A 13,201-nucleotide genomic window follows, 5' to 3' on the forward strand; every position below is an offset into this window, starting at 1 on the left:
TCGGAACGGCAGGGCGGTGTCCTGCCGCTCCTTCGTTCAGAACGGATAGTGCCGCGCCGTCGTCTGCACCGTAATCCACCGCAGCTCCGTGAACGCCTCCACCCCGGCCCGCCCCCCGAACCGCCCGTACCCCGACGCCTTCACCCCCCCGAACGGCATCTGCGCCTCGTCATGCACCGTCGGCCCGTTGACATGGCAGATCCCCGCCTCGATGCGCTGCGCCACGTTCCACGCACGCGCCACGTCGCGGCCGAACACCGCGGACGACAAACCGAACTCGTTGTCGTTGGCCACCGCCACGGCCTCTTCCACGCCGTTCACGCGCACGACCGCCTTCACCGGCCCGAAGGATTCCTCGCGGTAGATGGCCATCGCGGGCGTGACGTGGTCGAGCACGGTGGCGGGCATCAGCGTGTTCTGCGCCTTGCCGCCGCACACGAGCACGGCGCCCTTGGCGAGCGCATCGTCGATCAGGGCGTTGCAGCGGGTCACGGTGCTCATGTCGACGACCGAGCCCAGCACGACGGGGCCTTCGCGCGGGTCGCCGAGCGGCAAGGCTTGTGCGCGGGCGGCGAACTTCGAGACGAATTCGTCGGCGACGGCGTTGTCGACCACGAGGCGTTCGGTCGACATGCAGATCTGGCCCGAGTTGGCGAAGGCGCCAAAGATCGCGCCGTCCACGGCCGCGTCGATGTCGGCGTCGTCGAGCACCACGAAGGGCGCCTTGCCGCCGAGTTCGAGCACGGCGGATTTCAGGTACGTGGCGCAGGTCTGCGCGATGAGGCGGCCCACGCGCGTGGAGCCGGTGAAGTTGACGCGCCGCACGGCCGGGTGCGCGACCATGGCCTCGACCACGGCGCCCGCGTCGGCGGGCGCGTTGGTCACGAAGTTGACGGTGCCCTTGGGCAGGCCGGCCTCGGCCAGCGCTTCAATGATGAGCGCATGCGTCTCGGGGCACAGCTCGGAGCCCTTGAGCACGACGGTGTTGCCACAGGCCAGCGGCGTGGCGATGGCGCGCGTGGCCAGGATCACGGGGGCGTTCCATGGCGCGATGCCCAGCACCACGCCGGCGGCCTGCCGCACGCCCATGGCAAGGCTGCCGGGCACGTCGGACGGGATGACTTCGCCCGCGATCTGCGTGGTGAGTGATGCGGCCTCGGTGAGGATGCCGGCCGCCAGGTGCACGTTGAAGCCGGCCCACAGCGCCGAGGCGCCGGTCTCTCGCGCCATGGCCTGCACGAAAGCGTCGGCGCGCGCTTCGAGCGCGTGCGCGGCCTTGAGCAGCAGGGCGCGGCGTTCGTTGGGGCCGGTCTGCGACCAGGTGGCGAAGGCGCGCTGCGCGGCATCGACAGCGGCGACCGCGTCGGCCGGCGTGGCGGCGGGGGCGCGCGTGGCGATGCCGCCGTCCAGCGGGTTGCGGCGCTCGAAGGTGGCGCCGCCGGTGGCCGCGCGGCGTTCGCCGTCGATGAGCATGGAGATGTCGGTCATGGGTGTCCTTTGCAAGAAAGAAAGAGGAAGAGGGTGGTTCAGGCCGCGCCCAGGTAGGCCTGGCGCACGGCGTCGGAATGCAGCAGCGCCTGCGCTTCGCCCGAGGCGACGACGCGCCCGCGTTCGAGCACGTAGCCGCGGTCGGCGGCCTGCAAGGCCTTGCGCACGTTCTGCTCGACCATGAGCACGGTCACGCCTTGGTCGGCGATGCGGCGCACGATGGCGAGCAGCTCGTCGACCATGCGCGGCGCCAGGCCGAGCGAGGGCTCGTCGAGCATCAGCAGGCGCGGCCCGCTCATCAGGGCGCGCGCCACCGCCACCATCTGCTGCTCGCCGCCGCTCATGGTGCCGGCGAGCTGTGTGGCGCGTTCCTTCAGGCGCGGAAAGTCGTCGAAGGCGCGCGCGAGGCGCTCGGCGCGCAGCCGCGCGGGAATGAGCCAGCCACCGAGTTCGAGGTTCTCGGTGACGGTCATCTGGGGGAACAGCTGGCGGCCCTCGGCCACCAGCGCCAGGCCGCGCCGCACGCAGGCGGTGGCATCGGCGGACGGCAGCGCCGCACCGTCGAGCACCGCATCGCCCGTGCGCGGCAGCAGCCCCGCGAGCGCCTTGAGCAGCGTGGTCTTGCCCGCGCCGTTGGGCCCGAGCACGACGGTGACGCCGGGCGTCACGTCGAGGTCCAGGCCCTGGATGACCTGGAAGCCGTGGTAGCCGGCCGCAAGACCGCGCACAGTGAGTTGCGTGCCGCTCATGCCGTGACCTCCATCTCGTCGCCCAGGTAGGCCTCGACCACCTCGGCATTGCGCACGACTTCGGCCGGCGTGCCGTCGGCGATCTTGCGGCCCTGGTGCAGCACCAGCACGCGCTCGACGTACTTCAGCAGCGTGGTCACGGCATGCTCGATCCACACGACGGCGAGGCCGTGGTCGTCGCTCAGGCGGCGGATGCGCCGCGCCATGGCATCGACCTCCGCCTCGGTGAGGCCGGCCGCCACTTCGTCGAGCAGCAGCACGCGCGGCCGGGTGCCGAGCGCCATGCCGATCTCGAGCAGCCGCTGCTGCGAGGGCGTGACGTCGGCCGCGATCTGTGTGGCGAGGCCACCCAGGCCCAGCATGTCGAGGATCTCGCCGGTGCTGCCCAGGCCTGCGATGGGCGCGCGGCGGCGGCCTGCGAACTGCATGCCGAAGCGCACGTTGTCCTCGAGCGTCATGTCGGCCATCACGCGCGGCGTCTGGAAGGTGCGCGCGATGCCGTGGGCGGCATACAGGTGCGGGCCGCGCCGCGTGAGGTCGACGTCGCCTTCCACCAGCAGCCGGCCCGACGTGGGCATGACCACGCCCGAGATCGCGTTGAAGAAGGTCGTCTTGCCCGCGCCGTTGGGGCCGATGATGCCGACCAGCTCGCCCGCGTGCAGCGTGGCGTTCACGGCATCGACCGCAGTGAGTCCGCCGAAGCGCACCGTGAGGTCACGCGCTTCGAGAAGAGGCGTTGCCTTCATGGCGCATGCCTCCGCAGGGCCGCACGCTTGCGCTGCCACAGCGACGCAAGGCCGTTGGGCAGGTACATCACGCACAGGATCAGCAGCAGCCCCAGCACCATCATGTAGCCGTAGGGCAGCTGCAGCCGCAGCGTCTCCGACAGCAGGCTGAACACGATGGCCGCGGCCACCGGCCCGCCGATGCTGGCGGCCCCGCCGATCATCGCGATCAGCACGGTCTGGAAGCCGATGAAGGGGCTGAACACGGCGGCCGGTTCGATGTAGGTCCAGCGCACGGCCATCGCGGCGCCCACCGCACCGGCGAAGGCGGCGGTGAGTGCGAAGCCGGCGATCTTCACGCGGCGCGTATCCACGCCCAGCGTCTGCGCGCGCTGCTCGTCAGCGCCGATGCCGGCCAGCGCCAGGCCGAAGCGGCTGCGCTTCACGAGCAGCGCGGTGGCAATGGCCGCGCCCGCAATCGCCAGCACCGTGAGGTACACCGTCTCGTTCGACGGCACCACCGTGAGCACGCGGCCCACGGTGCCCGAGACCTGCTTCTCCACGAAGGTGACGGCATGGCGGATCAGTTCGGTCATGCCGAAGGTCAGCACGGCGAAGTAGGTGCCGCGCAGGTGCAGCACGGCCGCGCCCATCAGCACCGCCACTGCGCTCGCGATGGCCGCGCCGCTCAGGATCACCAGAGGCCAGGGCAGCACCTCGAGCAGCGTGGCGCTCGCATACGCGCCCAGGCCGAAGAAGGCCGAGGTGGCCAGCGACAGGTAGCGCGTGGCACCGCAGAACAGCGACCAGCTCGTGGCCAGCGCGATGTACATCAGGCAGCCGAGCGCGACCGAGGCGATGAACTCGTTCGCGACCCACGGCACGGCGGCCGCCAGCACGAGGCCGATGCAAAGCACCCACCACGGTTTGTTTTGAAAGAGGGAAATCATCTTCTGGAGAACAGTCCGTTGGGCCGCCAGATCAGCACGCCGATGAACACGGCATACGACAGCAGCATCTTGAGCGAGGGGCTCGTGTAGTACATGCCCAGCGCTTCCACCACGCCCAGCAGCAGGCCGCCGACGAGGCTGCCCGCGATGCTGCCGAAGCCGCCGAGGGTGATGACGATCAGTGCCGTCACGGTGTAGGGCTCGCCCATCGAGGGCGAGATCTCGTAGGTCATCGACAGCAGCGCGCCGGCCACGCCCGACAGGCCCAGGCCGATGCCGAACATCAGCGGGTGCAGCCGCCTGGTGTTGATGCCCACGAGCTGCGCGCCGGTGGGCGACTGCATCAGCGCGCGCACCGCCTTGCCCAGCAGCGTGAGCTTGAGCAGCGCGATGAGCACGAGGCTCAGCGCCAGCGCCACGCCGAACAGCACCAGCTTGTTGGCGGTGAAGCGCATCTCGCCCAGCTGCACCGGCTCGGCCAGGTAGTCGTAGCCGCGCAGGTCGCCGCCCCACACGAGCAAGGCGGTGTTCTGCACGAAGAACATCAGGCCGAAGCCGACCATCAGGCTGCGCGCCTCGAACACGTCGACGTTCGGCGCGCGCGCCGCCACCTGGCGAAAGCACAGCCAGTGCACCGCCATGCCCAGCGCCATCAGCAGCACGAAAGCCACCGGCATGAACACCAGCGGCGAGACGCCCAGCGCCGTGTGCGCCCACCAGGTGAGAAAGGCGCCGAGCATCAGGAACTCGCCGTGCGAGATGTTCATGATGCGCATCAGCCCGTACTGCAGGTTCAGTCCGATGGCCACCAGCGCGTAGATGCCGCCCGTGATCAATCCGCCGGCCAGGAGCTCGGCCCATCCAGAGAACGACACGCTGTTATTTCCAGGCCGGCTTCGGCATCAGTTGCGCGGTGGCGCGGTCTTTGGGCCACACCACTTCGAAGTCGCTGCCCTGCCACTGCGACACGGTGCCGGGAATCGACGCGTTCTCGCTGCCCTCGAAGCGGATCGGCCCGAGGATGGTCTTGAACTCGTTCTTCGCGATCTGCTCGCGCAGCGCCTTGCGATCGAGGCCCACCTTTTCTACCGCCTGCTGCAGGATCTGCAGGCCGGCCCACGCATGGCCGCTGGCCCAGCGGTCGGGTTCCTTGCCGAACTTTTTCGTGTGCGCATCGAAGTAGGCCTTGGCCTCGGGGCTGGTCTTGCCGTTCCACGAGCCCATGCCGATCACGCCCTCGGTGTTGGCGGCCATCACGTTTTTGTAGAGCTGGAAAGCAGTGCCCACCGAGGCGTAGAAGTACTTCGGGTTGAAGCCCACTTCGCGCGCCTGCCGGCTCGCGAGGATGGTGTCTGGCGGGTAGGTGATGCCGATGAAGGCGTCGGGGTTCAGGTCCTTCATGGTGCGCAGCACGGGCGCGAGGTCTTTCACGCCCAGCGGGTAGCTCTTGCGGTCGAGCACCTGGATCTGCGTCTTCTTCAGCGCGTTGTTCAGCGCCGCGAAGTTCTCCAGCCCGAACAGGTCGTCCATGTAGACGATGGTGATGGTCTTCACGTTCTGCGCCACCAGCATGTCGACCAGCGCGCCCATCATCTTGTCGGGCTGCTGCAGCAGCGAGAAGAAGAAGGGCAGGCGCATGTCGATCAGCTTGCGCGACAGGGCGGTGGGCGCCAGCAGCGGATAGCCGAAGCGGTTGGCCAGTGGCGCGACCGCGAAGTTGGCGCCTGAGCCCCAGGGCGGCAGCACGAGGTCGACCTTGTCGCTGCCCATGAGCTTTTCAAACGTGCGCACGCAGGTCTCGGTCTCGCTGCGGTCGTCGTAGCCGATCAGCTCGATGGGCCGCTTCGTGCCCTTCACCGACAGGCCGCCCGCGGCGTTGACCTGCTCGGCCCACAGCAGGTAGTTGGGCTCCTGGCTCACCTGCGCGCCCGCGGCCCAGGGGCCGGTGCGGGCGATGGCGTAGCCGATGCGAACGGGCGCGCTCTGCGCGAACAGCTGCGGCGCGACGGCGGCCGCGCCCAGCGCGGTGGCCGTGCCCTGGATCCAGTGGCGGCGGGTGGGGTGAAGCATGGAGGTCTCCTTCCGGGCGTCGGTATGCGCCCGCTGACCGGGATCGTAGAAACGCACGCCCTTTGCCGCTGTGCCCGCCGCGCACAAAGCACTTGACGCAGCGTGCAGGCGCCTAGTGGTTAACCCGCAAAGGCGAGGGCTTTGCGGGCACTCCACAATGCGCGGCATCCTGCTGCCGTGTTGCAATCTTTCGTCTTCACCGCTTTCGCCCCATGACCGCGTCCCTGCTCCTGTCCACCGACGCCATCCCGCCGAAGGAACGCGGGCCGCTGTGGTGCGAGTGGGTGTGGCGCCACTTCGGCGGCCTCGGCTCCGACCTGTATGGCGACAGCGATTTCGACGGCCACCTGGCGTCCTCGCACGCGGGCGACGTGATCCTCACGCGGCTCGAAGCCAACCGCCACCGCGTGCTGCGCACCCCGCAGATGGCGCGCCTGAGCGATGCGCCCTACCTGAAGATCGTCGCGCCCTGGCAGGGCTCGGCCGAGGTCACGCAGCGCGGGCGTGCGGCGGCCGTGCGCGCGGGCGGCTGGACGCTGTACGACACCACGCTCGACTACACCGTGGCCAATCCCGAGCGCAGCGACCACCTCATCGTGATGCTGCCAAAAGACCAGATCGCCTCGCCCGCGCTGCCGCTGGGCGACCTCGTGGCGCGGCGCATCGGTGGCGACAGCGGCATCTCGCGCGTGGCGCTGGAGACCATGCGCAACACCTACCTGGAGCTGCCCCACATGAGCGAGGCCGCCGCGCGCGGCGCGGGCGAGCTGCTGATCCAGCTGGTGCGCCTGTCGCTCATGGAACTGGCGGGCCGCAGCACCGCCCAGACCCAGCGCGAGGCACTGAAAGACCGCATCCACCGCCACGTGGCGCAGAACCTGCGCGACCCGGCGCTGTCCATCGACGGCATGGCGCTGGCGCTGCGTTGCAGCAAGCGCCTGCTGCACCAGGCCTTCGCGGGCGACGACGACACGCTCACCGGCTACATCCAGCACCAGCGGCTGGCGGCCAGCATCCGCGACCTCATCGATCCCGCGAACGCCGCACGCTCCATCACCGACATCGCGCTGGGCGCGGGCTTCGGCAACCTCTCGCACTTCAGCCGCGTGTTCCGCGCGCACACGGGCGGCAGCCCGAGCGAGTTCAGGCGGCAGGCGACGTTGCCGCGCTGATTGCGCGGGTGCGCATCGCACACCGCGCGTTGCTTGCAGAATTGCCATGAATGCTTAAGCAGCGCTTGTGTCGAAGCGGGCATCAAACTTAAATCTTCTTGGTTAACTGATTTCGCAACGGGCGTTTTCAGATCAAAAAAAAGATGCTTTAACGCGTGCGCAGCCTCGAGAGCGACGCTTCCCGCTGGTATGGTCGTGCGCGCAATTCAGCTCCACGCCATCACGCCCGTTGTCGACGCATTGGGTATTTGCTTCACATGCCCCTTCGTCACGACCGCATCTTTCCGCGCTACGCGTTCTACTGTGTGCTGGCCGGCTTGGCCGCGATCTATGTCTTCTGCGCCATGGTGTTGGTGCCGGCCAAGATCTACATCCTTCCGTACCTCATCACGCCGGACTTCGTGCGCTACAAGGGCGCCTTCTTCGTGCTGGTGCTGGCGATCCCGGCCGCGATCTACCTGATCTGCTGGAAGGGCAGCGACTTCTTCGCGTGGCTGCGCACCCCGCAGGTGCTGACGCTGACCGCGCACGGCCTGCAGCTGGGCACGCAGACCGTTGCCTTCGCCGACGTGACGCGGCTGCGCCATCGCCACAACCGCAACCACCTGCTGCTCACCACCCGCGACGGCCAGACGCTGCGCCTGCGGCTCGACCTGTGGGACGACCCGTACGCGCTCGTTGCTGAAGTGGAAGAGGCCGTGGGCGAGGTGCTGCGGCACGACGTCGAGCGGCGCTTGCATGCGGGCGACACCGTGCCCTTCGGCGCGCTGGCGCTCAATGCGGAAGGGCTGGTGCACAAGGGCCAGCTCATCGCGTGGTCGAGTATCGACACCATCCGCACGCAGTCGGACGCCGAAGCGATGGACGTCGACGAGCACCTGCTCATCGTCGCCAACGGCAAGACCCGCAAGATCGATCGCTCGAAGATCGACAACGAACCGGTGCTGATGAGCTGCCTCATGCAACGCCTGCCGTCGGCCTGAGCTCCTCTTCTTCTTTTTCTTTCTTCAATCTCCAAAGTACAGCGACTCCAAAATGGAAATCTACAGCTCCGCCAGCCAACAGGAAAAAACCCGCCAGGACCGCCCCGTCTTCTACTCCCGCACACGGCTGATCGCCGGTGCCACGCTCTGGGTGGTGGTCGCGGTCGTGCTCGCCGTGCTGTGCATCCGCGCGCAGGACAAGAACATCGGCATCCTCATCGCGGCGGGCTTCGGCCTGCTGGCCGCGTGGCTGGCCGTCAAGTGCATCCGTACGCTGGCCAACATCGCAACGCCTGCCTTCGTCATCGGCCGCCAGGGCCTGACCTTCGAGAACGGCCTGCTGCTGCCGTGGCACAACATCGTCGAGAACACCTGGGTCAACCAGGACTACATGGGCATTCCCATCGGCAAGCAGATCCAGATCAAGACCGACCTGCCCAAGCCGAAGGCCCGCGTGCTGCGCCGCGCGACGGCGCTGGAGATTTCGGGCGACGAGTACCTCGCCCTGTGCGACGCTTATGCGGCGTGACGGGCAACAACCGGGCGTTTGAGCAGCCCGGCGCCTGCTGGTAGGCTGGCGGGCCGCCATCCTCCGGGCTCGCTTTCGCGAGCCTCCCGCGCATGAATGCCTCTTATCGCCGGCCGGTTCCGCTGAACAAGGCCTACCGTCTCCTGAACCACGGCCCGACCGTCCTCGTGAGCGCCGCGCACGACGGCCGGCGCAACATCATGGCCGCGGCGTGGGCGATGCCGCTGGACTTCGATCCGCCCAAGGTGGCGGTCGTGCTCGACAAGAGCACCTGGACGCGCGTGCTGCTCGAAGGCGCGGGCACCTTCGCGCTGCAGGTGCCCACGCGCGCGCAGCTCGACTTGACCGAGGCGCTGGGCAACAGCTCGGGCCGCGAGATCGCCGAGCGCGACGGCAGCGACAAGTTCGCCGCCTACGGCCTCGCGACCTTCGCGGGCGACGCCACCGGCACGCCGCTGCTCGAGGGCTGCGCGGCCTGGCTCGAATGCCGGCTGTTGCCCGAGCCGCCGATCCAGCAGCGCTACGACCTGTTCCTGGGCGAGGTGATCGCGGCGCAGGCCGATGCGCGCGTGTTCTCGGAAGGCCGCTGGCATTTCGAGGGCCACGACGACCTGCGCACGCTGCACCATGTGGCGGGCGGGCACTTCATCGTGGACGGCGAGGCGGTCGATGCGAAGACGCTGCCGCGTTTGACACCGTAGCCTGCATGCCGGACCTGAACCAGATCATCACCGTGGTCGGCTACAGCCTCATGGGCCTGCTGGCGGCCATGATGGGGTCGCTGGGCCTGGCCGCGCTGTGGACCTGGCGCGACTGGCCCGGCGCCGACCGCCTGACCGGCCTGGCCGCGCGGCTCGCGATCCTCACGTGGATGGTGGGTGGCGTGATGCTGGTCGTCGGCGGGCTGGCGATGGCCGGGCTGGCGGCCTGGGTCATCTTCTGGGCGTCCAAGCCGCTGCCGTCCACGGTGCTCGGTATCGCGGGCTACGTGGCGTCGCGGGCCGTGCTCGTGGTCATGGCGGTGCTGCTGGTGCGTAAGGGCGGGCTGGTGCTCGCGGCCTGGTGGGGCGCGAGGAGAGAAGAGGGCGCGCCCGAAGCGCCAGGCAGCGCTACAGCACGAAAGGAATGAAGCGCCGCGTGCCGCGCATGTAGTCGCGGTAGGTGTCGCCGAAATGCGCGAGGCATTCCTTCTCGTCGCGCAGCGCCGTCAGGAAGAGGAACAGCGTGGCCATCAGCACGAGCGCCAGCGTGAGCCAGGTGAACTGCTTGAGGAACGCGCCCCAGGCCAGCAGCATCAGCGCCGTGTACATCGGGTGGCGGATGTAGCGGAAGGCGCCGGTGGTCACCAGCGCCGAGGTCTTTTCAAAGCCGTACAGGGCCGGGTCGTCGTTGCGCGCCTCGCTCGGCTTGCCCTGCGCCTTGAGCAGCCGCACCGCGTGGATCGGCAGCCAGATCGACAGCGCCAGCAGCACGCACGAGAGCAGCTGCGTGAACGAGAGCGGATCGACATGCCACACCGGCAGGTTCAGCACGATCAGCACCAGCATGCATTCCCACGCGAAGAAGCGGTAGAAGCCGTGCGAGCCGGGCTGGCTCAGCGGCCCGCGCGACACGTACAGCAGCGCGGCCGTGCCGGCGACGAAAAGAAAGAGCTGGAACCAGAGGAGCATGGCGGCCGAATTTACACGGCCCGCAAGACTCAGCCGGAGATCGAAAACCCGCCGTCGACCGGGATGGCGGTGCCGGTCACGTAGTCGGAGGCGGCGCTGGCCAGGAACACGGCGGTGCCTGCGATGTCCGAAGGCTGGCCCCAGCGGCCGGCCGCGGCGCGCGCCTTCACGCGCTCGTACAGGCCCGGGATCTGGGTGCGCGCACCGTCGGTCAGCTCGGTCTCGAACCAGCCCGGAAGGATGGCGTTGACCTGGATCTGGTCGACCGCCCACGAGAGCGCGGTCGACTTGGTGAGCTGCACGATGCCGGCCTTGCTCGCCGCATAGGCCGGGGCGTAGGGCGCGCCGAAGATCGACATCATCGAGCCGATGTTGATGATCTTGCCGCCGCCCGCGGCCTTCAGGTGCGGGTGCGCGGCACGGCTGCACAGGAAGGCGCTGGTGAGGTTGGTGTCCATCACCTGGTGCCACTCGGCCAGCGCGAGCTGGTCGACCGGCTTGCGCACCGTGGTGCCGGCGTTGTTCACGAGGATGTCGAGCCGGCCGCAGCGCGCGGCAACCTCGTCGAAGGCCTTCTGCACCGAGGCTTCGTCGGTCACGTCGAGCGCGAGCGCGAAGCTGTCGCTGCCCAGGGCCTTCAGCGATTCGACCGCGGCGGCCGACTTCTGCGCATTGCGCGCCGCAATGACGACGCGGGCGCCGGCCTTGGCGAGGCCCTGTGCCATGCCGAGGCCGATGCCGCCGTTGCCGCCGGTGACGAGCGCGACTTTTCCTGTGAGATCGAACATCAGGTGGTTTCTGGTTTCTTGGAGACGAGCGTCAGGATATCGTAGCTCGCGACCAGTTCGCCGAGCTGGTTGGTCACCTCCACGTCCCAGGCCACCACGCCCTGGCCCTGGCCGCTCGCGTCCTTCTTGTTGCGGTCGATCTTGCGCTTGCAGGTCAGGCGCGCCTGGATGGTGTCGCCGATGCCCACGGGCTTGACGAAGCGCAGCGTGTCCAGGCCGTAGTTGGCCAGCACCGGGCCGGGCGAGGGCGACACGAACAGGCCCGCGGCCGCCGACAGCACGAAGTAGCCGTGCGCGATGCGCTTGCCGAAGGGCGAGGCCTTGGCCGCCTCTTCGTCGAAGTGCATGTAGAAGTAGTCGCCCGAGATGCCGCCGAAGGCGACGATGTCGGCTTCGCCCACCGTGCGGCGGTGCGTGAGCAGCGAGTCGCCGATGCGCAGCTCTTCGAAGTAGCGGCGGAAGGGATGCACCTCGCTCTCGCGCAGCGCGGCGCCGCGCACGTGCTCGCCGGTGACGGCGGCCAGCATGGTGGGCGAGCCCTGCAGCGCGGCGCGTTGCAGGTAGTGCTTCACGGCGCGCAGGCCACCGAGCTCTTCGCCGCCGCCCGCGCGGCCCGGGCCGCCGTGCTTGAGCACCGGCAGCGGCGAGCCGTGGCCGGTCGATTCGGCGGCGGCCTCGCGGTCGAGCACCAGCAGGCGGCCGTGCCAGGCGGCAGCGACCGGAATGGCCTTGGCCGCGATGGCCGGGTCGCGCGTGACCAGCGTGCCCACGAGGCTGCCCTTGCCGCGCGCGGCCAGTGCCAGCGCTTCGTCGATGCCGTCGTAGGGCATGAGCGTGCTGACGGGGCCGAAGGCCTCGACGTCGTGCGCGGCGTCGTGTTCGAGCGGCTTGCGGCTCAAGAGCAGCGTGGGCGCGAAGAACGCGCCTTCGCTCACGCCGTCGCCCACGGGCGCGAAGCCGTCGCGTTCGCCGTACACCAGCTCCGCGCCCTGAAGCAGCGTGGCGACGCGCTCGGCCACGTCGGCCTGCTGGTCGCGCGAGGCGAGGGCGCCCATGCGCACGTCTTCGCGCGAGGGGTCGCCGATGACGGTCTTGGCCAGGCGGGCGCGCAGCTTCTCGGCCACCGCATCGAGATGCTGGCGCGGCACGATCGCGCGGCGGATGGCCGTGCACTTCTGGCCGGCCTTGATGGTCATCTCGCGCGCCACTTCCTTCACGAAGAGATCGAACTCCTCGTCGTCGGGCGTCACGTCGGGCGCGAGGATCGCGCAGTTCAGCGAGTCGGCCTCGGCATTGAACGGGATCGACTGGCGCACCAGGTTCGCGTTCACGCGCAGCTTGGCGGCGGTGTCGGCCGAGCCGGTGAAGGTGACCACGTCGGGCCCTTCGAGGCGGTCGAGCAGGTCGCCCGTGCTGCCGATCACGAGCTGCAGGCTGCCCTCGGGCAGGATGCCCGACTGCACGATGAGCTTCATCAGCGCCTCGGTGAGGTAGCTGGTGGCCGTGGCCGGCTTGCCGATGCAGGGCATGCCGGCCAGGAAGCTGGGCGCGAACTTCTCGAGCAGGCCCCACACCGGGAAGTTGAAGGCGTTGATGTGCACCGCCACGCCGCCGCGCGGCACCAGGATGTGCGTGCCCGCGAAGCCGCCCTTCTTGCCGAGCGGGAAGGCCGGGCCTTCGTGCACGAGGTTGCCCGAGGGCAGCTCGTTGGTGCCGATGCTGGCGTAGGCGCTGAGCGTGCCGGCGCCGCCTTCGATGTCGATCCAGCCGTCGGCGCGCGTGGCACCCGTGTGGGCCGACACGGCATACAGCGCTTCCTTGTTCGCGGCCAGGTACTTGGCCAGCGCCTTCAGGCGCTCGGCGCGCTGCTGGAAGTCGAGCTTCATGAGCGCGGGAATGCCGACGCGGCGCGCATGCGCCAGCGCCTCGGCGAAGTCGATGGCCTCGGCGTGCGTGCTCGCCACGGCCTGGCCGTTGACGGCGCTGCGCAGCGATTGCGCGGCTTCCTGGCCGATCCAGCGGCCGGCGATGTAGCTTTGAAGGGTGGTCATGGCGCGTGTCCTTTGAAGAGGGAAGG

General features: G+C 69.1%; 14 protein-coding genes. 5 read left to right on the forward strand and 9 right to left on the reverse strand.

Going from position 1 to position 13,201, the window contains the following annotated elements; translation table 11 throughout:
* Window positions 1-36: 36 nt before the first annotated feature.
* Genes AC1RAD_RS05325 through AC1RAD_RS05350 form a run of 6 tightly spaced genes read right to left on the reverse strand, consistent with a single transcriptional unit; the run spans window position 37 to window position 5,982 of the window.
* Window positions 37-1,488, reverse strand: a complete 1,452-nt coding sequence (locus tag AC1RAD_RS05325) for an aldehyde dehydrogenase (RefSeq protein WP_492734127.1) — start codon at window positions 1,486-1,488, stop codon at window positions 37-39.
* A gap of 38 nt (window positions 1,489-1,526) precedes the next feature.
* On the reverse strand, window positions 1,527-2,237 hold the full coding sequence (locus AC1RAD_RS05330; protein WP_492734128.1) for an ABC transporter ATP-binding protein: 711 nt from the start codon (window positions 2,235-2,237) through the stop codon (window positions 1,527-1,529).
* Window positions 2,234-2,983, reverse strand: coding sequence for an ABC transporter ATP-binding protein (locus tag AC1RAD_RS05335; RefSeq protein ID WP_492734129.1), 750 nt, complete (start codon window positions 2,981-2,983; stop codon window positions 2,234-2,236). The genes AC1RAD_RS05330 and AC1RAD_RS05335 overlap by 4 nt, the downstream gene beginning before the upstream one ends.
* Window positions 2,980-3,912 (reverse strand): branched-chain amino acid ABC transporter permease, encoded by a 933-nt coding sequence (locus AC1RAD_RS05340; RefSeq protein WP_492734130.1) that lies wholly within the window; start codon window positions 3,910-3,912, stop codon window positions 2,980-2,982. The genes AC1RAD_RS05335 and AC1RAD_RS05340 overlap by 4 nt, the downstream gene beginning before the upstream one ends.
* Window positions 3,909-4,787: a branched-chain amino acid ABC transporter permease gene (locus AC1RAD_RS05345; RefSeq protein WP_159275015.1), complete on the reverse strand. Its 879-nt coding sequence runs from the start codon at window positions 4,785-4,787 to the stop codon at window positions 3,909-3,911. The genes AC1RAD_RS05340 and AC1RAD_RS05345 overlap by 4 nt, the downstream gene beginning before the upstream one ends.
* A 4-nt stretch (window positions 4,788-4,791) precedes the next feature.
* Window positions 4,792-5,982 carry an amino acid ABC transporter substrate-binding protein gene (locus tag AC1RAD_RS05350; protein ID WP_159275014.1) on the reverse strand — a complete coding sequence of 397 codons (1,191 nt, stop codon included), beginning with the start codon at window positions 5,980-5,982 and terminating at the stop codon, window positions 4,792-4,794.
* Between the two features lie 212 nt (window positions 5,983-6,194).
* On the opposite strand from AC1RAD_RS05350, the gene AC1RAD_RS05355 reads away from it, so the two are divergent.
* The 5 genes from AC1RAD_RS05355 to AC1RAD_RS05375 all read left to right on the forward strand — a co-directional run bounded on the left by AC1RAD_RS05355 (window position 6,195) and on the right by AC1RAD_RS05375 (window position 9,795).
* Window positions 6,195-7,154, forward strand: a complete 960-nt coding sequence (locus AC1RAD_RS05355; RefSeq protein WP_139700034.1) for an AraC-like ligand-binding domain-containing protein — start codon at window positions 6,195-6,197, stop codon at window positions 7,152-7,154.
* A 257-nt stretch (window positions 7,155-7,411) separates the two neighbouring features.
* A complete protein-coding gene (locus AC1RAD_RS05360; RefSeq protein ID WP_095949419.1) occupies window positions 7,412-8,137 on the forward strand; it encodes a hypothetical protein in 726 nt (241 codons plus the stop codon).
* Window positions 8,138-8,189: 52 nt separating this feature from the next.
* Window positions 8,190-8,666 carry a hypothetical protein gene (locus AC1RAD_RS05365; protein WP_062478668.1) on the forward strand — a complete coding sequence of 159 codons (477 nt, stop codon included), beginning with the start codon at window positions 8,190-8,192 and terminating at the stop codon, window positions 8,664-8,666.
* A 92-nt stretch (window positions 8,667-8,758) separates the two neighbouring features.
* On the forward strand, window positions 8,759-9,367 hold the full coding sequence (locus AC1RAD_RS05370; RefSeq protein ID WP_307584173.1) for a flavin reductase family protein: 609 nt from the start codon (window positions 8,759-8,761) through the stop codon (window positions 9,365-9,367).
* Window positions 9,368-9,372: 5 nt separating this feature from the next.
* Entirely contained in the window at window positions 9,373-9,795 is a 423-nt protein-coding gene (locus tag AC1RAD_RS05375) for a hypothetical protein (RefSeq protein ID WP_307584172.1), read from the forward strand.
* Here the strand turns inward: AC1RAD_RS05375 and AC1RAD_RS05380 are convergent.
* From AC1RAD_RS05380 to paaZ, 3 genes are read right to left on the reverse strand one after another with little or no spacing between them, the layout of a single operon-like run.
* Window positions 9,776-10,336, reverse strand: coding sequence for a methyltransferase family protein (locus AC1RAD_RS05380; RefSeq protein WP_307584171.1), 561 nt, complete (start codon window positions 10,334-10,336; stop codon window positions 9,776-9,778). The genes AC1RAD_RS05375 and AC1RAD_RS05380 overlap by 20 nt on opposite strands.
* 29 nt (window positions 10,337-10,365) lie before the next feature.
* Window positions 10,366-11,124 carry an SDR family NAD(P)-dependent oxidoreductase gene (locus AC1RAD_RS05385; RefSeq protein ID WP_492677216.1) on the reverse strand — a complete coding sequence of 253 codons (759 nt, stop codon included), beginning with the start codon at window positions 11,122-11,124 and terminating at the stop codon, window positions 10,366-10,368.
* Window positions 11,124-13,175 (reverse strand): phenylacetic acid degradation bifunctional protein PaaZ, encoded by a 2,052-nt coding sequence (gene paaZ / locus AC1RAD_RS05390; protein ID WP_447741525.1) that lies wholly within the window; start codon window positions 13,173-13,175, stop codon window positions 11,124-11,126. The genes AC1RAD_RS05385 and paaZ overlap by 1 nt, the downstream gene beginning before the upstream one ends.
* Window positions 13,176-13,201 lie beyond the last annotated feature (26 nt).

The organism is Variovorax sp. GW823-FHT04B03, assembly GCF_058796495.1.